This is a genomic window from Nocardia abscessus (genome assembly GCF_015477775.1).
Classification (GTDB): domain Bacteria; phylum Actinomycetota; class Actinomycetes; order Mycobacteriales; family Mycobacteriaceae; genus Nocardia; species Nocardia abscessus_A.
Genome location: NZ_JADLQO010000006.1, coordinates 313,592 through 335,813 on the forward strand (window position 1 = coordinate 313,592; position 22,222 = coordinate 335,813).

Annotated in this window: 20 protein-coding genes; 12 read left to right on the forward strand and 8 right to left on the reverse strand. The window is 69.5% G+C overall.

The features are described from left to right. Nucleotides 1-29 precede the first annotated feature (29 nt). The 3 genes from IU450_RS18625 (at nucleotide 30) to IU450_RS18635 (ending at nucleotide 3,028) form a co-directional block, all read left to right on the forward strand. The gene (locus tag IU450_RS18625) at nucleotides 30-941 is read left to right on the forward strand and encodes a sigma-70 family RNA polymerase sigma factor (RefSeq protein WP_195066723.1); all 912 of its coding nucleotides are present in this window, start codon (nucleotides 30-32) and stop codon (nucleotides 939-941) included. Between the two features lie 317 nt (nucleotides 942-1,258). Further along, a complete protein-coding gene (locus IU450_RS18630; RefSeq protein ID WP_195150997.1) occupies nucleotides 1,259-2,425 on the forward strand; it encodes a pyridoxal phosphate-dependent aminotransferase in 1,167 nt (388 codons plus the stop codon). A 51-nt stretch (nucleotides 2,426-2,476) separates the two neighbouring features. After that, nucleotides 2,477-3,028, forward strand: a complete 552-nt coding sequence (locus IU450_RS18635) for a dihydrofolate reductase family protein (protein WP_195150998.1) — start codon at nucleotides 2,477-2,479, stop codon at nucleotides 3,026-3,028. 33 nt (nucleotides 3,029-3,061) lie between these two features. Here IU450_RS18635 and IU450_RS18640 read toward each other — a convergent pair whose 3' ends face one another. Next, nucleotides 3,062-3,706, reverse strand: coding sequence for a LysE family translocator (locus IU450_RS18640; RefSeq protein WP_195150999.1), 645 nt, complete (start codon nucleotides 3,704-3,706; stop codon nucleotides 3,062-3,064). Between the two features lie 467 nt (nucleotides 3,707-4,173). Here IU450_RS18640 and IU450_RS18645 point away from each other — a divergent pair, with 467 nt between their 5' ends. The 5 genes from IU450_RS18645 (at nucleotide 4,174) to IU450_RS18665 (ending at nucleotide 11,021) form a co-directional block, all read left to right on the forward strand. Beyond that, nucleotides 4,174-6,333: an acyltransferase family protein gene (locus IU450_RS18645; RefSeq protein WP_195151000.1), complete on the forward strand. Its 2,160-nt coding sequence runs from the start codon at nucleotides 4,174-4,176 to the stop codon at nucleotides 6,331-6,333. A gap of 146 nt (nucleotides 6,334-6,479) precedes the next feature. Then, nucleotides 6,480-8,138 carry a DNA repair helicase XPB gene (locus IU450_RS18650; RefSeq protein ID WP_195151001.1) on the forward strand — a complete coding sequence of 553 codons (1,659 nt, stop codon included), beginning with the start codon at nucleotides 6,480-6,482 and terminating at the stop codon, nucleotides 8,136-8,138. Between the two features lie 41 nt (nucleotides 8,139-8,179). Then, nucleotides 8,180-8,848 (forward strand): DUF3239 domain-containing protein, encoded by a 669-nt coding sequence (locus tag IU450_RS18655; RefSeq protein WP_195151002.1) that lies wholly within the window; start codon nucleotides 8,180-8,182, stop codon nucleotides 8,846-8,848. Nucleotides 8,849-8,900: 52 nt separating this feature from the next. Continuing rightward, nucleotides 8,901-9,539 (forward strand): LysE family translocator, encoded by a 639-nt coding sequence (locus IU450_RS18660; protein ID WP_195151003.1) that lies wholly within the window; start codon nucleotides 8,901-8,903, stop codon nucleotides 9,537-9,539. Between the two features lie 72 nt (nucleotides 9,540-9,611). Then, nucleotides 9,612-11,021 carry a M1 family metallopeptidase gene (locus IU450_RS18665; protein ID WP_195151004.1) on the forward strand — a complete coding sequence of 470 codons (1,410 nt, stop codon included), beginning with the start codon at nucleotides 9,612-9,614 and terminating at the stop codon, nucleotides 11,019-11,021. A gap of 4 nt (nucleotides 11,022-11,025) precedes the next feature. Here IU450_RS18665 and IU450_RS18670 read toward each other — a convergent pair whose 3' ends face one another. Beyond that, nucleotides 11,026-11,844, reverse strand: coding sequence for a hypothetical protein (locus IU450_RS18670; RefSeq protein ID WP_195151005.1), 819 nt, complete (start codon nucleotides 11,842-11,844; stop codon nucleotides 11,026-11,028). Between the two features lie 294 nt (nucleotides 11,845-12,138). Here IU450_RS18670 and IU450_RS18675 point away from each other — a divergent pair, with 294 nt between their 5' ends. After that, nucleotides 12,139-12,669 (forward strand): LppU/SCO3897 family protein, encoded by a 531-nt coding sequence (locus tag IU450_RS18675; RefSeq protein ID WP_195151006.1) that lies wholly within the window; start codon nucleotides 12,139-12,141, stop codon nucleotides 12,667-12,669. Here the strand turns inward: IU450_RS18675 and IU450_RS18680 are convergent, their stop codons facing one another. Continuing rightward, nucleotides 12,670-14,964 (reverse strand): helicase-associated domain-containing protein, encoded by a 2,295-nt coding sequence (locus tag IU450_RS18680; protein WP_195151007.1) that lies wholly within the window; start codon nucleotides 14,962-14,964, stop codon nucleotides 12,670-12,672. 127 nt (nucleotides 14,965-15,091) lie between these two features. Between IU450_RS18680 and IU450_RS18685 the strand changes: the two genes are divergently transcribed. Further along, complete coding sequence (locus tag IU450_RS18685) at nucleotides 15,092-15,280, forward strand: hypothetical protein (RefSeq protein WP_043686720.1); 189 nt, start codon at nucleotides 15,092-15,094, stop codon at nucleotides 15,278-15,280. A gap of 83 nt (nucleotides 15,281-15,363) precedes the next feature. On the opposite strand, the gene IU450_RS18690 is transcribed toward IU450_RS18685, so the two are convergent. Together IU450_RS18690 and IU450_RS18695 are read right to left on the reverse strand one after the other, a co-directional pair. Further along, nucleotides 15,364-15,990, reverse strand: a complete 627-nt coding sequence (locus tag IU450_RS18690) for a resuscitation-promoting factor Rpf1 domain-containing protein (protein ID WP_195151008.1) — start codon at nucleotides 15,988-15,990, stop codon at nucleotides 15,364-15,366. 532 nt (nucleotides 15,991-16,522) lie between these two features. Beyond that, on the reverse strand, nucleotides 16,523-16,765 hold the full coding sequence (locus IU450_RS18695; RefSeq protein ID WP_324197724.1) for a hypothetical protein: 243 nt from the start codon (nucleotides 16,763-16,765) through the stop codon (nucleotides 16,523-16,525). Nucleotides 16,766-16,953: 188 nt separating this feature from the next. Between IU450_RS18695 and IU450_RS18700 the strand changes: the two genes are divergently transcribed. Then, entirely contained in the window at nucleotides 16,954-17,373 is a 420-nt protein-coding gene (locus IU450_RS18700) for a cold-shock protein (protein WP_195151094.1), read from the forward strand. A gap of 38 nt (nucleotides 17,374-17,411) precedes the next feature. On the opposite strand, the gene IU450_RS18705 is transcribed toward IU450_RS18700, so the two are convergent. After that, entirely contained in the window at nucleotides 17,412-18,944 is a 1,533-nt protein-coding gene (locus IU450_RS18705) for a sulfatase-like hydrolase/transferase (protein ID WP_195151009.1), read from the reverse strand. 111 nt (nucleotides 18,945-19,055) lie between these two features. Here IU450_RS18705 and IU450_RS18710 point away from each other — a divergent pair, with 111 nt between their 5' ends. Further along, nucleotides 19,056-19,652: a TetR family transcriptional regulator gene (locus IU450_RS18710; protein WP_195151010.1), complete on the forward strand. Its 597-nt coding sequence runs from the start codon at nucleotides 19,056-19,058 to the stop codon at nucleotides 19,650-19,652. A 62-nt stretch (nucleotides 19,653-19,714) separates the two neighbouring features. Here the strand turns inward: IU450_RS18710 and IU450_RS18715 are convergent, their stop codons facing one another. Both IU450_RS18715 and IU450_RS18720 read right to left on the reverse strand, forming a co-directional pair. Next, on the reverse strand, nucleotides 19,715-20,296 hold the full coding sequence (locus IU450_RS18715; protein WP_195151011.1) for a DUF2771 domain-containing protein: 582 nt from the start codon (nucleotides 20,294-20,296) through the stop codon (nucleotides 19,715-19,717). Then, nucleotides 20,293-22,218, reverse strand: coding sequence for an MFS transporter (locus IU450_RS18720; RefSeq protein ID WP_195151012.1), 1,926 nt, complete (start codon nucleotides 22,216-22,218; stop codon nucleotides 20,293-20,295). The genes IU450_RS18715 and IU450_RS18720 overlap by 4 nt, the downstream gene beginning before the upstream one ends. Nucleotides 22,219-22,222: the final 4 nt, after the last annotated feature.

Below are 22,222 nucleotides of genomic sequence, written 5' to 3' on the forward strand. Positions count from 1 at the left end.
TCCGGACCCGGACCGTAGACTTCCCCTCGATGGTTGCCGCGCTGCTTTCCGACCTGTTCGAGTCACATCGGGCGCATCTGCTCTCGGTCGCCTACCGGCTGACGGGCAGCGTCGGCGATGCCGAGGACGCGGTCCAGGAGAGCTGGTTGCGCTTGGCGGGCGCCCACCAGTCCGAGATCGAAGATCTGCGGGCTTGGCTCACCACCGTGGTGACCCGCATCTGCCTGGACCGTCTGCGAAGCGCGGCGGCGCGGCGGGAAAGCTACGTGGGTCAGTGGCTGCCGGAACCCGTGGTCACCGCGCGCACGCCGTCGAGCGCCCCCGACCCGCTGGAAGCGGTGGTGCGCAAGCAGGAGTGCCGGTTCGCGGCGCTGATCGTGCTGGACACCCTGACGCCGCCGCAACGCGTGGCCTTCGTACTGCACGACGGGCTGTCGGTGCCGTTCGACGAGATCGCCGACATCCTCGGCGTTTCGGCCGACGCGGCGCGACAGCTGGCGGTGCGTGCTCGCAAGGCGGTCACGCAGACGCCGCAGCCGGTGCCGGATGCCGAGCACGAGGCCGCCGTCGTGCGTTTCCTCACCGCGCTGAGTTCCGGTGACGTGGCCGCCGTCGCGGCGGCGCTGCATCCGGACGCGGTGATGATCGGTGATGCCAACGGCACCACCGCCACCGCGATCAACGTGCTGCACGGCGCGGATCGCATCGCCCGGTTCTACCTGGGCTTGGTGCGTAAGTACGGCTTCGAGGACGCGTCGCCGGACTTCGAAATCGTCTCGGTCAACGGGCAATTGGGACTCGCGGTCCAGGCGCGGCCGGCGCAGGAAGGCCGGAGCGGTTATCCCGCGCGTGTAGTCGGCTTCACGGTGCGTGACGGACTGGTTTGGGGTACTTACGATCTCGCGAATCCAGCCAAACTGGGCGGGATTCGTCTGGGTTGAGCCGCACCAGGCCGCCGCCCGGTGGGGATCGGCCGGGACGCTGACGGACCCGGCCGGTTCCCGTGGACGCCCCGGCTCCCGGCCAGGGGACGAGCCAACGCCCCGCTCCGGTGTCCAGGAGTCGAATCGGGTGCCTGCGATCGAGTCGTGCGGCACCTGCCGCAGCATTTCGATGCGTGTCCGGCGACCTCCGATGTGGCGGGGGCTTCGCGCGATCGGATCGAGATGGGAGGCTATGAACGCCCCTGCCGAGGAACCCGCTACCAGCGGGTTTGTGCGGGAGAACACGCGAAGGTGGGCTGAGCTAGTCTCCGGTTATGCCCTCGCGACATCAGACCGTTGCCCGCCTGCGTCCCTTCGCCTCCACGATCTTCGCCGAGATGACCGAGCTCGCCGTCCGGCACGACGCGGTCAACTTGGGGCAGGGGTTCCCCGACACCGACGGGCCCGCGAGCATGCTCGAAGTAGCGCGGCGCGCCATCGCGGACGGTCTCAACCAGTACCCGCCCGGGCGTGGCATGCCGGTGCTGCGCCGAGCCGTCGCCGCCGACCGCGCCCGGCGCTACGGGACCGAGTACGACCCGGACACACAGGTGCTGGTGACGGTGGGGGCGACCGAGGCGATCAGCGCGGCGGTGCTGGGCCTGGTCGAGCCCGGCGAGGAGGTCGTGCTGATCGAGCCGTACTACGACTCGTATGCCGCGGCGGTGGCGCTGGCAGGCGCTCGGCGGCGCACGGCTCGGCTGGTGGCCGACGGAGACCGCTTCGTGCTGGACCTGGACAGCCTGCGCGCCGCGATCACTCCGGCCACCCGGATGCTCGTCGTCAACTCCCCGCACAATCCGACCGGCACGGTGCTGGGGCGCCCGGACCTGCTGGCGATCGCCGAGATCGCCTGCGAGCACGATCTTCTGGTGCTCACCGACGAGGTCTACGAGCACCTGGTCTACGACGGTGCCGAACACATCGGTCTGGCTACCCTGCCCGGCATGGCCGAGCGCACGATCGTGGTGTCCAGTGCCGCGAAGACGTTCAGCGTCACCGGGTGGAAGACCGGGTGGGCCTGCGGGCCCGCGAATTTGATCGATGGCGTGCTCGCGGCCAAGCAGTTCATGACGTTCGTGGCGGGCGGGCCGTTCCAGCCGGCCGTGGCGCACGCGATCGACCACGAGCTGGGCTGGGTCGGCGAGCTGCGGAACGCGTTGTCCGAGAAGCGGCTCCGTCTTTCCGCGGCACTCAGCGACACCGGTCTGCGGGTGTATCCGAGCGCGGGCGGCTACTTCGTCGTCGCCGACATCACCCCGCTCGGCGCCGCCGACGGACTGACGTTCTGCCGGGAACTGCCGAAGCGTCTCGGGGTGGCGGCGGTGCCGGTCAGCGTGTTCGCCGACGACACCGCCGCGTGGAACCACCTGGTGCGTTTCACCTTCTGCAAGCGGGACGAGACGCTGGACGAGGGCGTGCGCCGGTTGCGTCACGGCTGATTCGCAAACCTTGCCGTGAACTGTCAGGTTTCGGTGGCAACCTTGCCTGGCATGGCTACCCAGTACTACACCGCAACCAGTCTGGACGGATACCTCGCCGATCCGGACAACTCACTGACCTGGCTGTTCGAGGTGGACGGCGCGGACGAGGCGCAGGCGAGCACGGCGGGCTTCCTCGCCCGGGTCGGCGCCCTGTGCATGGGGGCGACCACCTACGAGTGGATGGTGGCCAACGATTCGCCGGAGAACTGGCACACCTACTACGGCGACCTACCGTGCTGGGTGTTCACCCACCGGGAGTTGCCCGCGATACCCGGTGCGAATCTCCGGTTCGTGTCGGGGACGGTCGAGTCGGTGCACCAGGAGATGGCGCGCGCGGCCGGTGACCGCAATATCTGGATCGTCGGCGGCGGGGACCTGGCCGGGCAATTCGCCGACGCCGGGTTGCTCGACGACGTCATGGTGAGCATCGTGCCGGTGACCCTGGGCGCGGGCGCACCGCTGCTGCCGCGGCGCATCCTGTCCACCCGGATGCGCCTCGTCGGCGTCGAGCAGGCCGGTCAATTCGCCGAATTGCACTATCGCCTCGCGGGCCCGCACTGAGCCGAGCAGCCGCCGCACCGGCCTCACATCGGCTCAGGCCGGTGTGGGGCGGGTGCGGTCGGTGGCCAGCAGGACGGCGATCGCGCCGAGCATCGTGCCGGTGAGATAGCGCTGGACGCGCAGCCACAGCGGGCGGCCGGTGACCAATGTCGCCAGCCCGCCCGCGCCGAGCACGATCAGGCCGTTCACGGTGAGCGCGACCGCGATCTGCACCGCGCCCAGGCACAGACTCTGCAACCAGACCTTGCCGTGCTCCGGCGTGACGAACTGCGGGATCAGCGCCATGTACATGATCGCGATCTTCGGATTCAGCAGATTGGTGACCAGCCCCATCGTGAACAGCCGTCGTGTGGGATCCGCGGACAGCGCCGTGGGCGTGAACACCGAGACACCGCCCGGCCGCACCGCCTGCCAGGCCAGCCATCCGAGATACGCGGCGCCCGCCAGCTTCACCGCCAGATACAGCCCGGGGACCACCGCGAACACGGCCGTGATCCCCGCCGTCGCCGCCGCCAGATACACCCCGAACCCAGCCGCCACCCCCGCCAGCGACACCAACCCGGCCCGCCGCCCCTGCGACACCGTCCGCGACACCAGATACATCATGTTCGGCCCCGGCGTGAGAACCATCCCCAACGCCGCCACCGCAACCCCCGCCACCGCCGCCATCTCGATCACCCCCCGATCCTCACCCGCCCCACCGCCCCCTGTCGCGGTCCACTTCACACCCGCTGGCCGGGGAGCGGTCTATCCGCTCGAGTGACAGCTACCGCGTGCCGTCGCTGAGGTCGTTGTCCGTGAGACGTGACTCGATCCCCTCGACGAGGCCGGTGAGCGTGCTCGGTCGCAGTGCTCGCATTCGATACTGCGGACATGAGATATCTGAGTCTCCGGGGAAAACATCCGCGGCTACTCGGTGACTGCGAAATTCGTATGTGGCGATCATTGTCGGTGCGCCGAATGGGTGACTCTACTGGCGTGAGTCCGCGAGTGGGAACTGTTCGATCGCCCATTCCGGCGGCGTGTCGGCGGTCGCGGGGTTCGGTGGCCCGAGCGTGGCGGATGTAGAAAAGCCCAGGCCAGGGTGGGTGGTGGGCGGCGAGTCGGCGGGACTTGGGTGATGAAACGGATGACAATGCCGGGTTATGACGGCTACGGTCGGCGGGTTGCGAAATCGGCGGGCGGACGGGGTGGGCGGCGCGTCGGATCAGGAGGGATTTCGGCCGGATATCGAGGGAATGCGGGCGGTTGCCGTAGCGGCTGTCGTGCTTTTTCATGCGGGTGTGCCGGGGGTCGGGGGTGGATTCGTCGGTGTCGATGTATTTTTCGTTATTTCCGGCTTTCTCATCACCGGAATACTCTGCCGTGCGGCGGTGGCCACCGGCACCGTCGGGCTGGTGCGGTTCTACGGAGCGCGTGCACGTCGGCTGCTGCCCGCGGCGGGGGTCGTACTGGTCGCCACGGCGATCGCCGCGGCCGCGTTGTTGCCGCCGTTGCAGGCTCGCGAAGTCCTCGTCGACGGGATCGCCTGCGCGCTGTATGCCGGGAACTACCGCTTCGCGCTGCACGGCACCGACTACCTGGCCGCCGATGCGCCGCCCTCGCCGTTTCAGCACTTCTGGTCGCTCGGCGTGGAGGAGCAGTTCTATCTGGTGTGGCCCGCGCTGGTGATCGCGACGACCTGGCTGGTGCGGCGGCGACGAGGCGGTTCGACCGGGCCGCTGCCGTACCTGGTCGTTCTCGGGGTGGTCGCCGCGCTCTCCTTCGCGGTCTCGCTGATCTGGACGCAGACGCTGCCGCCGTGGGCGTTCTTCTCGCTCCCTGCCAGGGCTTGGGAGCTGGCGGTAGGTGGCGTGGTCGCGCTGACCGCCGTCGTGTGGTCCCGGCTGCCGGAGGGCGTAGCCGCCGTCGCGGGATGGGCCGGGCTGGGTTCGATCCTCGCGGCCTGCGTTCACTTCGACGAGAACCTGCCGTACCCGGGCACCGCGGCGCTGCTGCCCGTGCTGGGCACGGTCCTGGTGATCGGATCCGGCTGCGCCCGCGCGCGATTCGGTGTCGGCCGCGTTCTGGCGGTGCCCGAGCTGCGGGCGATCGGCAGAGTGTCCTACGCCTGGTACCTCTGGCACTGGCCGGTGCTGGTGCTGGCGCCACACGTGCTCGGCCGCCCGCTCGGGTCGGTCGGCGCAGTGGGCGCGGTCGCCATGGCCTGCGGACTCGCCATGCTCACCCAGCGGCTGGTCGAGGATCCGGTTCGCTTCGCCGTCCGGTTGCGAAGTTCGGCCCGGCTCAGCCTCACCTGTGGCGGCGCGAGCACCGCGATCGCGATCTGCGTGGCGCTGGCGCTGCTCACGGTGGTGTCCGCCCCGGTCGGCCGCGGCGCGGCGGCGCAGCGGCTCACACTCACACCGGTGGCACCGGCCACCCCGGCCACCGACCCCTATGACGACGTGATCCGGCAGTTGACGGCGCAAACCCGGTCGGCCGTCGCCGCCTCCGCCGAAGTTCGCGACGTTCCCGTCAACCTCACTCCCTCGCTCGCCCATGCGCGTGGCGACCGGGCGGAGGTGTTCGACAACGGTTGCGTCCGGTCCTGGCACGAAGTGGGTCAGGCCGAGTGCGCCTCCGGCGATCCGGACTCGGCCACCACGGTGGCCTTGGTCGGCGATTCGCACGCGGCGATGTGGCAGCCGGCGTTCGAGCAGATCGCCGTATCGCGCCACTGGCGGCTGGAGACCATGGCGAAAGTCACCTGTCCACTGTTCGACCTGCCGATCACCAGTCCCTATCTGGGCCGCGCGTACACCGAATGCGAGCGGTGGCGTGGACAGATCCTGACCCGGCTGCGGCACGAGCGCCCCCGCCTGATCGTGGTGGGTATGTCGCGGCGCTACGGCGGAGACTTCGGCTTCGTGTCCTACGACCAGGCGTGGATCGACAGCCTGCACCGCTTGGTCGCCCAGCTGAGCGCGACCGGGTCGGCTGTCCTCGTGCTCGGCGGGATCCCCGACCCCCATGCCACCGTGCCCGCGTGCGTGGCCGAGCATATCGGCGACGCCTCGGCCTGCGCTCCCGCGCGTTCGGTCGCGGTGGACGACGCGGGCATCGCGGCCGAGCATGCGGCGGTGACGGCAGGCGGCGGGCAGTACGCCGACTTGACGGCGCTGTTCTGCACCGCCGCTCGCTGCCCCGTCATCGTCGGGAACAACCTCGTCTACCGTGACGACAACCACCTCACGATCAGTTACGCGCAGACCCTCGGGCCGGTGATCGGCGCGCTCGCCGAACGCGCGCTGAGCCACGGCTGAGCCGGCCCGTCCAGGGGCGGTGGGAAGACATCGCGCCCCTGTGGCGTTGCACCCGGTCGCGCCCGCGCCCTGCGGGAAGGCCCGGTAACCTGCGGGTTGTCGGAGGGGTCGGGGAGAATGGCGGGGAATCTATCGGAGGAGGGACTGTGAACGACGGTCCGCTGATCGTGCAGAGTGACAAAACGCTGTTGCTGGAGGTCGACCACGAGTCGGCCGACGCGGCGCGGCAGGCGATCGCGCCGTTCGCCGAGCTGGAGCGGGCGCCCGAGCATGTGCACACCTATCGGGTGACCCCGCTGGCGCTGTGGAACGCGCGGGCGGCCGGGCACGATGCCGAGCAGGTGGTGGACGCGCTGGTCAGCTTCTCCCGGTACGCGGTCCCGCAGCCGTTGCTGGTCGACGTGGTGGACACCATGGCCCGCTACGGCAGGTTGCAGCTGGTCAAGCATCCCGCGCACGGGTTGACGCTGGTCAGCCTGGATCGCGCGGTGCTGGAGGAGGTGCTCCGGCACAAGAAGATCGCCCCGATGCTCGGCGCGCGCATCGACGACGACACGGTGGTGGTGCACCCGTCCGAGCGCGGCCGGATCAAGCAGATGCTGCTGAAGATCGGCTGGCCGGCCGAGGACCTCGCGGGCTACGTCGACGGCGAGGCGCACTCGATCGAGCTCGACTACGCGACCGACGGCTGGCATCTGCGCGACTACCAGCAGATGGCCGCCGACTCGTTCTGGGCGGGCGGCTCCGGGGTGGTGGTGCTGCCCTGCGGCGCGGGCAAGACGATGGTCGGCGCCGCGGCGATGGCCAAGGCGAAGGCGACCACGCTGATCCTGGTCACCAACACGGTGGCGGGCAGGCAGTGGCGGCGCGAACTGCTCGCGCGCACCTCGCTCACCGAAGACGAGATCGGCGAGTACTCCGGAGAACGCAAGGAGATCCGCCCGGTCACCATCGCCACCTACCAGGTGATCACCCGCCGCACCAAAGGCGAGTACAAGCACCTGGAGCTGTTCGACAGCCGCGACTGGGGGCTGGTCATCTACGACGAGGTGCACCTGCTGCCCGCCCCGGTCTTCCGGATGACCGCCGATCTGCAGTCCCGGCGCAGGCTCGGCCTGACCGCCACGCTGGTGCGCGAGGACGGCCGCGAGGGCGACGTGTTCTCCCTGATCGGCCCGAAGCGCTACGACGCGCCGTGGAAGGACATCGAGGCCCAGGGGTGGATCGCCCCTGCCGAATGCATCGAGGTCCGGGTGACGCTGACCGATGCGGAGCGGATGACCTATGCCACCGCCGAGCCGGAGGAGCGCTACAAGCTGTGTTCCACCGCGCACACCAAAATCGCCGTGGTCGAGTCGATTCTGGCCCAGCACCAGGACGCGCCCACCCTGGTCATCGGCGCCTACCTCGACCAGTTGGACGAACTCGGGGCCGCGCTCGACGCCCCGGTGATCCAGGGTTCGACGAAGACCAAGGAGCGCGAGGAACTCTTCGACGCGTTTCGGCGCGGCGAGATCCCGGTGCTGGTGGTGAGCAAGGTGGCGAATTTCTCCATCGATTTGCCGGAAGCATCCGTGGCCGTGCAGGTTTCGGGTACCTTCGGCTCTCGACAGGAGGAGGCGCAGCGCCTCGGCCGGCTGCTGCGCCCGAAACAGGACGGGGGCCAGGCCCATTTCTACTCCGTGGTCGCGCGCGACACCCTCGACGCCGAATACGCTGCTCATCGCCAGCGTTTTCTCGCCGAACAGGGGTATGCCTACCGCATCACGGATGCCGACGACTTGCTCGGCCCCGCCATCGGATAAGCGGAGGCATTTCCTCCGCAAGCTGTGCTAGGAATGAGGGCGTGCGACACTTCGAATTCGCGGTGGACCGCGAACACGCCCACGCGGTGAACGAAGTCTTCGCCGATCTTCGCCGCCTGCGTGTCATGGCGATCGCCGCCGCGGTCGTCGCGGCGACCGGAACGGCGTTCCTGATCTGGCTGAACCACACCTGGGCGTATCTGCTCGCGGTTGCCTTCGCGCTCGGCGCGGTGACGGCGCTGTGGGTGGCCCTGTGGACGCCATGGCATTCCAGCATCGAGAAGCTGTACGCGGACGGAGAGCTTGTCCCCGCGGTGGTCTCGGAGGTGCGTCCGTCCGGTGTGGTGCTGCTCGCCCTGGTCGACGTCTCCACACCGGAGGAGGGCGACCGGCGCTATGCCTTGGTGACCCGGAAGGTCGGTGTCCTCCCGGTCCACGAGGCCAAGGTGGGGGAGCGAGTGCCGTCGGTCGCGGTGCGTACCGACCGGGCGCCGCGGCCGGTGGGCGAACGCTGGCAATCGGTGAGTGCCATGCCGATCGCCTGGGGCACCACCGACGGCTCGGTCATCGCCCGCGCCCGCGCGGCGATCGGCGAGACCGAGTGGCGGTTGCTCACCGACAATCTCGCGCTCGCGGAGAAGGTGCGGCACACCACCACGAAGCGGTTGCTGCTCGATCCGGACCAGTTGCCCGGCGAACTCGGCACCTGAATCCGGCTGCGAACGCACGCTTCCCGGTCGCGCGCACGCCTACACTCGAAGGATGGTTCCAGCGTCCAACCTGCTGGCATTCGTCGCAGCCGCGGTAGTCATCATCGTCGTGCCCGGTCCCGGCGTGCTGTTCACCGTCGGTCGTGCGCTCACCCTCGGTCGTCGCGCGGCATTGCTCTCGGTGCTCGGGCACGCCGCGGGCGTCTACGCCGCCTTGGTCCTGGTCGCGATCGGGCTGGGCGCCTTGCTCACGACGTCGGCGCTGGCGCTCACCGTGGTGAAGTTCGCGGGCGCGCTGTATCTGATGTATCTGGGAATTCAAGCTATTCGCCAGCGCTCGGCGTTGCGCGAGGCGCTCGGCGCCCCCGTCGAGCCGACGCCCCATGCGCGTGTGCTGCGTCAGAGCGCGATCGTTGGGCTCACCAACCCCAAAGCGATCGTGTTCTTCTCCGCGGTACTACCGCACTTCGCCGAGCCGGCGGCGGGTTCCCTGTCCTGGCAGTTCCTGGTGCTCGGCACCGTCTTCCTCGCGATCGCGCTGGTCTCCGACAGCGCGTGGGCGCTGCTGGCCGCCTCGGCGAGGTCCTGGTTCGCCAAGTCGCCGCGCAGGCTGGAGGCGGTCGGTGGTGCGGGCGGGGTGATGATCCTCGGTGTCGGCGCGTCGGTGGCGCTCACCGGCAGCGGCGACTGAAGCCGCTACCATCCAGCGAGGTCGGTGCGCCGGTACCGGCACGAGGTGGGGTGGAGAGGGGTGGTCGTTCGCATGAGGTTGTCCGGCCGGATGTGCGCCGCGGTCGCGTGTGTGTTCGTCGCGGTGCCGTGGTCACCCGCGAACGCCGAACCGCCCGCGGACCCGCTCGTCGGCGCGCCGGGCCTGGGCGATCCGTACTACCCGCTGGACGGCAACGGCGGCTATGACGTCCGGCACTACGACATCGCCATCGATTACGACCCGCCGAGCCGCCGGCTCGCGGGCACTGCGACGATCGCCGCCGCCGCCACCCAGGCTCTGCGCGTGTTCAACCTGGACTTCGCGGGACCGGAGGTGCGGATGGTGTCCGTGAACCACCTCCCTGCCGCATTCGACCGCAACGGCGAGCACGAGTTGACGGTGACGCCGATGCTCCCCCTGCTGCCCGGGGTGCCGTTCACGGTCACCGTCGACTACGCGGGCCCGGCCTTGAACACCGAAGGCGAGGGATGGACGTTCGCGCCCAGCGGCGGCGCTTTCGTCGCGGGCGAGCCGCACTCGGCGACCAGCTGGTATCCGCTCAACGACACCCCGCTGGACAAAGCCACGTTCACGCTGAACGCCACCGTTCCCGCGGAGTGGGAGGTGGTGTCCAACGGTGTGCGAACCGAAAACGTGGTGCGCGACGACAAGCGGACGGTCCGTTGGGCCAGCGCCGAGCCGGTGCTCGGCTACCTGACCACCGTCGCGATCGACAAGTTCGACTACCTCGAGCAGCGCAGGGCCGACGGCACTCCGCTGATCAGCGCGTTCGCGCCGAATGCGGACAGTCGCCACCGCGAGCTCGAACAGCGCCTGCCGGAGATCCTGGACTTCTCCGAACAGCTCTACGGCCCGTACCCGTTCCAGGCCGCGGGCGGCATCTACTTGGACGCCGACATCACGTTCTCGCTGGAGACCCAGACCCGGCCGATCTACTCGCCACGGATCGATCTGCAGACGGTGGTCCACGAGATCGCGCACCAGTGGTGGGGCAACTGGGTGTCGGTGCGGAACTGGTCGGACATCTGCCTGAACGAGTGCTTCGCCAGCTACACCGCCGACTACCTGTGGCCGGAGCGCGTGGAGGGCAAGAACGTCGACGACGACTACCGCAGGACGATCAGCAAGTACCGCGACAGGCAGAAGTTCTGGGACATCCCGCTGGAGAATCCCGGAGCCGGGAAAGAGTTCACCTCCGTCTACTACCGCGGGCCGCTGTTCCTGCACGCGCTGCGCAAGCAGATCGGCGAGGAGGTGTTCTTCGCGACCGTCCGGGACTTCCTGGCCGCGCACGCCTACGGCAACGCCTCGATGCCGGAGTTCCGCGCCTTCGTGCAGTCCAGAACGCCCATGGATCTGACCGGTTTCTTTCATGCGTGGCTGAATACCACCGCGCCGCCGCCGGAGGAGTATTTGTTCCCCGGCGCCCTGCGCAGCTGAATCGTCAGTCGTTCCCGACGTGCTCCCGAGCCTTCGCCACCCTGCGTTCGGCCCGGTCCAGCTGGCGTTGCGCGGCGTGCAGGTCGTCCTTGGCCGACCGCTCGGCCGCCTTGCGGAATTGCCGCTGCTGCTCGGCGTGCTCGAGTTCGTCGCGCAGCGCGGCGACGCGTTCTTCGGCACCGGACAGTTCTTCGGTCGCTTCCTCGAGCGCGGATTGTGCCGAGTCCTTTGCCGCGCGGGCGGATTCGAGCGCCTCCTCGGCGTCGGCCAGCTCGCGGCGCGCGGTGTCCGCCTGCTGCCGCGCCGCCGCGCGCCGGGGCGACGCGGCCGGTTCGGGCACCGCGAGCAGGTTCGGTCCGCTCGGACCGAAGCCTTCGTAGGTCGCCGCCGTGGCGAGGGTTCCCGCGCGCAGCCGTTCGGCCACCTCCGGGTCGGCGAGTGCCGCCGTCAACGTCTGGCCGACCTCACGCACGACACCTTCGCCGACCGGATGCCCTTGCTCGGCGGCGAGCGCGCCCGCCTTCTTGGCGAGCACGTTGACCAGCTGCTGCCGCTGGGCGGTGAGGCCGCGCAGCTGCTCGGCCGAGAGCTCGCGCTGAGCCGCGGCCAGGGCCGCGCCCAGCCGGAGCAGATCCGCCACGTCGTCTGGCGCCGCGCGGGCCAGTAGGTTCGCCGTCCACGCGGTCAGGGTTGGTTTGCGCAGCTTGCGGATGGCGGCGGCGAGCTGCTTGTCGCCCGCCTGCTCGGCCGCGGCCGCGCGGGCCGCGACGAACTCGGCGGGCGCCAGCCCGTACAGGTCGTGCGCGACGTCCTCGACCGTCATACCGACCAAGCGTAACGACCCGGTCTCGGACGACGACACACTCCGCATACCGGACAAGAGTCCAGTTGGATGAAAATCGCGAAAGGCGTTGCTAGTGAATTACTCTGCGTTCCTGTTGCTCGGCCGTCTGCTCCCCAGCATCCTCGGTTACACGCTCATGGGGCTCTACGGCACGCACATGTAGCGCGCCGCCCGCTCGGGCTCAGCCGGTTGGCTGATGCGGCCGCTTGGTCCTGCGGGTATCCTCACCGCGTTCACGACCCCGTGAACGTGTTCGGTGAGAGAGGTTTTCAGGTGAAGTTTCCAGGAGCGAGGCTGCTGGCACGGGTCGTGCTCGCCCTCGTCGCGGTGGCCGCGGTGGTGGTCACGGTGGCCGGCTGTTCGATGATCGGGGACGCGGGCAAGTCGGACACCGCCAAGGCGGAGGTCGGCGACTGCATCAACGTCATCGAGGGCTCGGCGGTCGATTCCAAGACCGAGCCGGTCGACTGCTCGTCGGACAAGGCCGTGTACAAGATCGCGCAGTCCTACGACAAGAAGACCGACTGCGCCGCCGACTACACCTCCTATGAGGAGACCCTGGGCGGCGGAACCACCGCGTTCCTGTGCCTGGCGCCCAACTTCAAGGAGGGCAGCTGCTACAACGAGAGCAGCACGACCGGCTACAAGCACGTCGACTGCGCGTCCGCGGACGCCACCTTCAAGGTGCTGAAGCGGATCGACGGCCAGGCCGACGAGTTGCTGTGCGACGAGAACGCCGACGGCTTCCGCCTCATCGAAACCGATCCCAAGGTCACCTTCTGCACGGGCAAGCCGAAGGGCTGATCATTCCAGCAGGGCAACCGACGCGATCCGGTGCAGCGTGAAGTGCCGGACCGCGCCGGTGACCGGGTCCAGCGCGTCGAGCTGCCCGTTGCCCACCTTCAGCGGTTCCACCACGCGCTGCGTGGCGACCCCTTGGGCGTCGACGTAGCCGATGTTCACCGACCGCCGCACCCGCGCCGCGAGCTGGAGCAGGGCGAGGGTCGCGGCGGTGTTGGTCCTGGTGCCGTCCAGGCGCACCGACTGACCCGAGCGAGCGCTGGCGGCACGTTCGCTCGCGCGTAGCTCGGTGACGAGCAACTCGAGTTGTTCGGTGCTGGGCGGTGTCGGGCGATACGGCTGCCGCGCGGCGGGCCGCACCGAGATCCGCGCGCCACGGGGACGCAGATCCACGATCGCGCCGGCCGAATCCTCACCCGCGGGCGCGAAACCGGCCGCGCGCAATTGCTCGAGCAGTTCGCCCAGCGGCGCCTGGGCGATGGCGACGGTCGGGGCGATGGACCGCAGCGCCAGCGCGCTCGCCACCGGTGCGGCGAGCACCTGCGCCAGGAGCGCCGGATCGTCGCTGCGAATGAACGACTGCGCCATGCCCGCGCGCAACTGGCCGTGCCGCCGGGCCACGTCATCGATCAGATAGGTCAGCGCCTGCGGAATCGGCGTCCGAGAATGCTTGGCGAACAGGGCGTGCAGTTCGGCCGCCGTCAACCCGGCGTCGAGGGCGCGCCGCACCGACGACTCGCCGATCCGGTACACCGTCGCCGCGCCCGCGGATTCGACGTCGGCGGCCAGGGCGACGCGGTGTTGCAGGTCGGTGGTGAGCGGACCCGGCGCGATCACCGTCAGGTCCGCTTGCACCAGCACGTGATCCACCGGCTCCGGCAGCGCCGACTCCATCTCCGCCTCGGCGTCGGCCACGCTGGTCGGCGCCGCGTGCAGCAGCGCCCGCGCCGCCGAGCCGAGCGCACCGCGGCCGACGAAGCCGAGCGCCGCCGCTTCGGCGAGGGTCTGCTCGACCACCTCCGGACGGAAGTTCCTGCGCCTGCGCGGCTGCCGCCATGCCAGCACCCGGCCGATGTCCGCCGGGGCCGGCGCCGTACCGGACGGATACTCCGCGAGCAGGCCCAGGACGGCGTGGCGCTCGCGCGGCGCGTTCGGGGTGCGCAGTTCCAGCGACAGCGCGGCCAGCGGCTTGTCGTTGGCATCGCGCATGCCGATCATCCACGGCGTCCGATCCATTTCCAGCCAGGTCTGCCCGAGCGCGGCCCAGCGCCGCGCGGGCGGAGACTCCAGCCAGGCGTCCACCAGCGGCGTCGGCGCCCAGAAATCGTCGGTCGAGTCGAAGTCCGGCGGCGGGTCCGGCAAACCCTTCTCGATCAATTTCGCGGCCGCCAGCAGTTCGACCAGCAAACCGGCTCGCGGCTCGTCGACCCCGGCCTGCTTGGCGATGCGGCGCAGCTCCCGCACGCCGAGGCCACCCGCGCGCAGTGCGGGAGCGGGCGCCTGGCCGAGCACCTCGAGTACGGCGGCACAGTGCCGCAGCAACTCGCCGACCTCGCCCGCCGCGACCGCGTTCACCTCGGCGGGTGGGTATTTGGCGGCGTCCGGTTGCGGCGGCGTCAGCGCATGCGGGTGGGTGACCGGTTCCCGGCGCAACACCTGGCCGACGGTGACCGGAAGCTCGACGGTCTCGTCATCGATCCAGTGCAGCAGCCTGCGCGCCAGCAGCCGCTGAATCGGTCGATCGGGGGCAGTGCCCGGTGCGGCGTCCCTGGTGCGGCCACGCGGGCCCGTCGCCGCGAGCTTGTCCAGCAGGGCCCGTTCGGCGGGATCGAGTTCGGTGAGCGCCGCGACCACCTCGGGTTCGGTGAGGGCGTCGGGGAGCTCGGTCGCGGTGCCGATCGGCCACGGCAACGCCTCGGCGGCCGCCGGAATCAGATGCAATCCCTGCTCGGCGTCGAGCCAGAGCAGCGCCCGAGCCGTCAGCCGCTCCAGCGCAGCGTCGATCGCGGCGGCCTGCACCCGTTCGCTCAGTTGCACATGCAGTTCGGCCCGGGTGAGCGGAGGACTGTCGGGGCGCGTCACCCCGTGCACCGCAAGGGTTTCCAGGAGGGCGAATTCCAGGGTGTTCAAATCCTCCGTGGCGCGCAGCACCGACGCACGCTGTTCGGTACGCGCGGCGAGCACGGCCATCGAGGAGGGCAGCGGCACGGCCAGGTCGGGCCGAAGCTGCAGCAGCGTCACGAGCTGGGCATCACTGCGGGCACCGAGCCATCCGGCGAGGGAGTCGGTCACGGTCATCCCATCCACCCTACGACGCCGGGACCGGTCGATCGGATTCCGTCACGCGGGACCCGAACGCAAACCTTGTGTCACCCGACTGGTACGGCCTGAATACTCGGAAGGGCGGCACCGCTAGCATGGGGCCGTGGTGAACAAATCGAAGAAATCCTATGTCGACAACGGCTGGCCGAAGGTGGAAGACGGCGACCATGCGGTCACCGAACTGTCCTCGGCCCGCTCCGGTGGTCTGTCGCCCTACGGCGAGGACACCGAGTTTCCGGTTCCCGCCGAGCAGTTGCCCTACATGCACCCGAACACGGTGATCAACCGCTGAGCGCGCGACCGGAACGTTCTCGGCTACGAAGAAGGGCCCCGCATCCACGTTGATGCGGGGCCCTTCTTGAAGCTGGGTGGCGATCAGGAGGGCAGCAGGCCCTTGTTCGCCTCGTAGAAGTTCACGACCGCGGGGTCGAGGGTGATTCCGCTGGACTTGGCGGCGCTGAAGAAGTCGAGAGCTTCCTTCGGCACCTGCACGCCCTGGCTCTGGACGACCTCGAGGGCGCGGTCCACAGCGGAGAAGATCTGCTGCGTGTCCGCCGGCGCGGCCTGGGCGGCCTGCGGCGCGGGGTTCCAGCGCGGTGTCTCTTCGGTGGCGGGCGCGGAGCGCGGGGTGGGCGCGCTGCTCAGGCCCAGCTTGGACGAGCAGGAGGGCCAAGCGCCCCAGCCCTGCGAGGCGAGCACCTTCTCGGCGACCGCGATCTGCTGTTCGCGGCTGGCCTGGTTGGCGGAGGCGGCGTACTCCTGGCCGCCGTGTGCGCGCCAGGTGCTGGGCGAGAACTGCAGCCCGCCTTGGAAACCGTTGCCGGTGTTGATGCCCCAGTTGCCGCCGGCCTCGCACTGAGCGAGTCGATCCCAGTCGGAGTCGGGTGCCGCGCTGGCGTTGCCTGCGAATGCCACACCGGCGGTGCCGATGATGGCCCCGGTGACGGCAACCTTGGCTACCGTGCGGCCGGTCGAGCTTGGCTTGCGATGGCGTCCACTCATATCGGGTTCGTCTTCCTCTCGACGCACCTGCGACATCTTCGGTTCTGGTTCGGACTGAGAGGTCGTCCGTTCCGCCCTCGCCCCTACGTTTCCGTTGGGGTTCCGGTACCCGCGGGGCGAGGCTCGGTGCGGCGGGCCGGTGGTCGCCGGGGTGTCCCGGCTGGATAAGACGGTACGACGAACCGCGGGAAAAATCACTATTTGGTAACCGGCGTGTACCACTGGGTCTCGACGCGATATCAGGTGGGGAATAAGTCTTCGCGCAGCTAGAGCAGCCACGGCCGCTCATCTCGACCGCCGACACCACTCCGTGACCTCCTCGTAATGTGATGAGGATCACACGTGTGAGTGGGTAACGAACGCGTCGGGTAACCAGTTCGCGGCGATCGCAGCCCTGCGCTCCGGTTCAGCCCTGCGCTCCGGTTCAGCCCTGCGCTCCGGTTCCGCCCCGCGCTCCGGTTCCGCCCCGCGCTCCGGTTCCGCCCCGCGCTCCGGTTCCGCCCCGCGCTCCGGTTCCGCCCCGCGCTCCGGTTCAGCGGGATCTGCGGCCCGAGCGCAGCGTGAACACCAGGGCGAGTACGAACCCCAGCGGCGCGAGCATCGCGCCGAAGTAGAGCCACAGTCCCGGCTCGCCGTCGCTGAGGATGGGGATCGCGAAGATGACGACGATGGCCAGCAATCCCAGCGCGAACAGGCAGAGCGCGAGCTGCAGCAACCAATCGCCGCGCCGCCGTGGGGCGCCGCCGGAAGGGTTCGGAGCGGAAGGGTTCGTCACGGCTCGACGGTAAAACTGATGTGCTTGCGTTATTCGCACCGGGGTAGACTCGATGGCAATCGCGTCCTGCAATCCTGCTGGGCGCGTTCTTTTCGCACAGAAAAAGGGCCGGTCGTGCGACCGGCCCGGTGGACAGATGTGCTCGGGCCGTAGGGGTCCGAGTTTTCGATGACGAACGGGTGAGCGCAGTGCCGACCGGCAGGGTGAAGTGGTACGACGTCGAAAAGGGCTTCGGCTTCCTTTCCCAGGACGAGGGTGAGGACGTCTACGTCCGCTCGTCCGCGTTGCCCCAAGGCGTCGAAGGCCTCAAGCCCGGCCAGCGCGTCGAGTTCGGCATGGCCGCGGGTCGCCGCGGTCCCCAGGCGTTGAGCGTCAAGCTGCTCGAGGCGCCGCCGTCGGTCCGGCAGGGCCAGGAACGCAACGCGCGCAAGGAACCTGTCGCGCGCAACCACACCCCCGACGAGCTGCACGGCATGGTCGAGGACATGATCACCCTGCTCGAGGCGAAGGTGCAGCCGGATCTGCGCAAGGGCAAGTACCCGGATCGCAAGACGGCGCAACGCATCTCGGAGGTCGTCCGCGCGGTCGCGCGCGAACTGGACCGATAGTCGTTGCCGTGCCCGCGGCGAACTCCGCGGGCTCGGCATCAGATACCGCGTAGTTCTCGGGCGACGAGGTCGTCGACGAGATCGTTCATCTCCTCGACCAGGTGGGCCGCGCCGCCGTCGTGGGCGAGGTTGTGCATCTCGTGCGGATCCTCCTGCCGGTCGTAGAGCTCGTAGTCGAATTCGTGGCGGGCCCCCGCGATTTCGCGGGGCGTCGAGTAGCGGGCGAAGCTGTAGCGGGGTGTCACCGCGCCCCGCAGGCAGTATTCGACGCCCGCTGCTTGACCACCGCTGGATTTGGCGTCGGAGGTGAGCAGGAGCGCGTCGCGCAGGGAGTTCGCTGGGTGCGTCAGCAAAGGCGTGAGGTCTTTACCGACGAGTGGGCCTGCCGCGGCATCGATCCCGGCGAGTGCGGCCAGGGTCGGTACCAGGTCGATGTGTGAAGTCAGTGCGGCAGTGCTGGTTCCCTGCGTGGCGGGGTTGCGGGGGTCGGCGATGACCAACGGCACCCGGTTGTTCTCGCGGTAGATCATCGCGCCCTTCTGCCGCAGTCCGTGCGCGCCGCCGAGTTCGCCGTGGTCGGCGACCCGGACCACGACGGTGTTGCCCGCGGCGCCACTGTGGTCCAACGCGTCGAGGACCTCGGTCATCAATTCGTCGGTGCGGCGCAGCAATTCCAGATACCAGTTGCCCCACTGCCGCCATCGGGTGCGCCCGAGAGGCGAATCGACGTCGTTCGGCATCAGACCGCCGACGGCCTCGTTCATGGTGCGCCACACCGTCTGTACCCGCGGTTTGGTCGACAGGTCGGACTCGAAGTTCGGCGGTACGTCGGCGCCGTGATCGGGCACGTCCGCCAGCCGGTAGAAGCGCGGGCAGTACATCATGTCGTGCGGGTTCACCATGCTGACCACGCACAGCCATGGCTGAGGGTCGCTGCCGTGCCGTCGCAGCCAGCCGACGGCGTTCTCGACGACGCCGGGGTCTTCGTGGGCGCCCTCGTTCGGCCCGCCGCCGGACAGGATGTCGTAGGCCTCGTCGAATCCATAAGCCGACAGCGCCGCGCTCTCGGTGCCGACCGGCTCGGAAAGGTGCCATTTTCCGATGTAGGCCGTCCGATAGCCGGCGTTCTTCAGCACCGTCCCGATGGTCGGGATCGTGGTGTCGAGATTCGGGCTCCAGGCGTGCAGCGGTCCGAGGACCGCGCCCATGAGGTCGTTGCCGCGGACGTTGTCGGTCATGCCGGTGACCGGTGCGTGGGATCCGGTGAAGAACGCCGATCGCGCGGGCGAGCACGGCGCCGTCGGCGAATGATGCATGGCGAACCGGACCCCGGCGGCCGCCACCCGCTCGCGGGCGGGCAGTGCGAAGCCCGCGGGCAGGACGACATCCGCGCGCTCCTGGTCGGTCATGATCACCAAGATGTTCGGCCGCGCCGCCTGCGCCGCGCCGGCCCGCGCGGCGAGCGCGCCGCTCAGGGCGGGCACGGAGGCGGCGGCCATCATCGCGAGGACCTGACGTCGGCTCGGTGCAGGCGGGCGGGCGCACGCGAGGAACTGATCGGAGTCGGACACGGGACAGGCCTTCCTACCGGGTGGAACGGGCACCCCACTGTAACTGATGAATTGACGAAATCATTCAGTAAGACTTTTTAGCTGGTGGAGTCGCCGCGATACTGTGCACTGGTGTCAGGAACCGAGACGACGTCCGCTACGGCACGCGGTGAGCAGACGCGGCAGGCAATCCTCGACGTCGCCACACGCCGGTTCGCCGACCAAGGTTTCCGCAACACCTCGGTGGCGGCGGTGGCCCGCGAGGTGGGTTTGGCGCCATCGGCGGTGTATTTCCACTTCGCGGACAAAGAGGCTCTGTTCGTCGCCGCGTTCGACCGCGACGCCGCACGGCTCTGTGACGCGGCGCTGCCCCAGTCGGGTTCGATGGACGCCGTGTACTGGCAGCAGGTCGTCAGCCGGTTCGTGACCAGGCTCGACGCCTACCCGCTGGTGCGTCGAGTGCTCGCCGGACAGGAGCCGGGACTGCTCGTTCGACTGGTCGACGGTGTTGTGCCGCAGCGCATCCGGCAAGTGCTCGAAGCAGGACTGCGCGCCGGTCAGCAGTCCGGGGACATCGCCGAAGACCTCGATCCGCGGGACACCGCGATCGCGCTCGAGGCCGTCTTCACCGCGGTGATCATCACCGTGGTGCAGGTCGGCGGGAGCGGCAGCTCGGAGCGTATCGACGCCGTCGGCCGCTTGGTGCGGGCCGCGCTCACCCCGACATGATCGTCCGGCGCGTCAGGCGTGGTGACCCGGCCGGAAGCGCCGAGACCGCCGCTCGATGCCGCCTACGCCGTGCTGATCGACCAGGTCGCGTGCGGCACGTAGAACTCCCGGCCCGTTTCGTCGCGGGCGAGGATCGGCAACTGGAATTCGACGCCGATCAGACGCAGATCGGGTTCGGGCTTCGAATCGATGGTGAGCGCAAGGGCGCGGTCGGGATAGTCGTTGCGGCTGATCACCTGGTCGACCTTCTCGCCGTTGGGCAGCAGGTAGACGAGCTGGGCGAGCCAGGGCGCGTCGGCGACCTTCTTAGGCAGCGACAGTTGCAGGGGGTAACCGGCGGGAACTTCCAATTCGACGGTGCGGCCACGGTGGCAGTCCGGCGCGTCCGGGGCGCAGTTCAACGTCTCGAACACCGTGCCGGCCACGTCGTCCTCGGGCAGGATGCGGCAGTCCTGCATGGTCACCGCGCAGTAACTGAACGGCCGCACGGTGACCGTCTTGCCGTGCGCGTAGGCGGTGAGGGTGACGTCGGGTTCGTCGGCGTTGCGGACCAGCACCGCCAGAACGCCCGCGAAGGCGACGGTGAGCACGAGCAGGGCGGCCGCGACCAGCGCGACGATCGTGCGTGCGTTGAGCTTGCTCACCAGATCGGGTCTCCTTGCCCTCGTTGGATGCGTTTGGTGTCGCCGCCGCGCCGCGCCGCCGGATCCTGCGCGCGGGGGGCGCTTCCCGGGTGGCCGTGCGGCCGGGGTGTCGGCACCTCTTGTTCCGCGTGCTGCGGACGGTTGCCGCCGAGGCCGGGCAGCAACGAGTGACCACGGAAGCTGAGGAAAGTCTGCACCAAGCCGAGCACGAGTATCGCGGTGACCACCGCGAAGCCCTTCCAGTAGTCGGTCGGCAGCAGCACGCCCGCCGCGCCGCCGACGACCCAGCTGAGCTGCAGCACGGTCTCCGAGCGACCGAAGCCGGAGGCGATCGACTCCGGCGGCAGGTCGTCCTGGATCGAGGCGTCCAGCGACACCTTGGCCAGCGCGCTCGTCGCGGCCGCGACCAGGGCGGCGGCCGCCGCGCCGAGCAGATTGTTCGCGAACGTGGCGAACAGCGCCACCAGCGCGCAGGCCGCCGTGCAGCCCAGCACGATCAGTGCGGGCCTGCCGAGCTGGAGCCGGGCGCCGGTCGCGTTGCCCGCGAAGTTGCCGATGGCCGCGGCCGCGCCGACCGCGCCGAGCATGAGGGCCTGCTGCACCGGCCGGTGCTCGGTCGCCTTGGCGACGAACGCGACGTAGAAGGTGAGGAATCCGGTCAGCACCCGGATGGCGCTGTTGCCCCAGAGGCCGGTCACCACGGCGCGGCCGAGCGGCTGCCTGCGTTTGCGCGGCGGTACCGACGACTCCTTGCCGGAGGCCAGCACCTCGGTGTGCGCGTCGGTGCCGTGATAGCTCAGCGTCGCGGGCACTTCGCCCTCGGTCACTTCGACCCAGGAGGGGATGCGCAGGCTCAGATAGGCCCCGGCACAGGCGATCAGCGCCGCGAAAATCAGCGCGCCGTTGGAGCCCGCGATCGCCGCGGCCAGCCCGGCCAGCGCTCCCGCGCCGATGGTGCCGCCGACCAGGCCGAACACCGTAAGACGGGAGTTGGTGCGGACCAGATCGATGTCCGGCGGCAGCACCCGGGGCGTCACCGCGCTCTTGAGTACGGAGAACGATTTGCTGCCGATCATCATGCACAGCGCGAGCGGATACAGCGCCCAGGTGTCGAACTGGAGGATCAGCACCACCGCGACCACCACGCGCACCGCGAACGACGTCGCCAGCGCCAGTCGGCGCCCACGCTGCAGGCGATCGAGCATCGGGCCGATCAGCGGGGCGATCACCGCGAACGGCGCGATCGTGATCAGCAGGTACAGCGCCACATTCGTCTTGCTCTCCGCGGTGGCGCTGGCGAAGAACAAGGTGTTGGCCAGCGCCACCGCGATGGCGGCGTCGAGGGCGAAATTCGCCATGGTCGCGTAGGTGAGCGCCGTCAGACCCGACTTGTCCGCGCCGTCGGCCTTGGCCGCGCGCTGGAAGGTCGCGATGCCCTTTTCGGTGAGCTGCCTGCCGCGCATGGCGGCCACGCGGGTGACCGTGAGTTTGCGGGGCATCCGCTGCGCGCCGGAGGCGGCCGCGCTTCCCGGTGATTGCACCTCATCCTGCACGGCAGTGTCGGGATAGTCGTCGGCTGGTGGTTCGCTGCGGCGAGGCGGTTGCGGGCGGTGCGGGAAGACGTGCCGTGCCGCACGGTCGGAGGCACTCGGTTGCTCGGTGTCCGGTCCGAGCGGGAAAGGTTTGGTCGGCGGAGGTTGCGAGGGCCGTGGCGCTTCGCGTCGCGGGCCGGGCGGTGGTGACCCCGGCTGATCGTAAGGCTCGGGGGCGCGTCCGCGTCCGAGCGGTGGCAGCGGCCCGCGGCGTCGCGGCGGGTTGGGCGGCGGGTATCGGTCGAAACCGGGATGCCGATCGAACGGTGGGGACTCCTCGCCTTCCCACCGATCACGGTCGGGACCGGAAGGTTCGCGGGGAGTAGTCACGACC

What these genes read in the sequence shown, in the direction of transcription:
- IU450_RS18625 (WP_195066723.1), top strand. Translation starts at nt 30, where the DNA reads ATGGTTGCCGCGCTGCTTTCCGACCTGTTCGAGTCACATCGGGCGCAT.
- IU450_RS18630 (WP_195150997.1), top strand. Translation starts at nt 1,259, where the DNA reads ATGCCCTCGCGACATCAGACCGTTGCCCGCCTGCGTCCCTTCGCCTCC.
- IU450_RS18635 (WP_195150998.1), top strand. Translation starts at nt 2,477, where the DNA reads ATGGCTACCCAGTACTACACCGCAACCAGTCTGGACGGATACCTCGCC.
- IU450_RS18645 (WP_195151000.1), top strand. Translation starts at nt 4,174, where the DNA reads ATGACGGCTACGGTCGGCGGGTTGCGAAATCGGCGGGCGGACGGGGTG.
- IU450_RS18660 (WP_195151003.1), top strand. Translation starts at nt 8,901, where the DNA reads ATGGTTCCAGCGTCCAACCTGCTGGCATTCGTCGCAGCCGCGGTAGTC.
- IU450_RS18665 (WP_195151004.1), top strand. Translation starts at nt 9,612, where the DNA reads ATGAGGTTGTCCGGCCGGATGTGCGCCGCGGTCGCGTGTGTGTTCGTC.
- IU450_RS18670 (WP_195151005.1), bottom strand. Translation starts at nt 11,844, where the DNA reads ATGACGGTCGAGGACGTCGCGCACGACCTGTACGGGCTGGCGCCCGCC.
- IU450_RS18680 (WP_195151007.1), bottom strand. Translation starts at nt 14,964, where the DNA reads ATGACCGTGACCGACTCCCTCGCCGGATGGCTCGGTGCCCGCAGTGAT.
- IU450_RS18690 (WP_195151008.1), bottom strand. Translation starts at nt 15,990, where the DNA reads ATGAGTGGACGCCATCGCAAGCCAAGCTCGACCGGCCGCACGGTAGCC.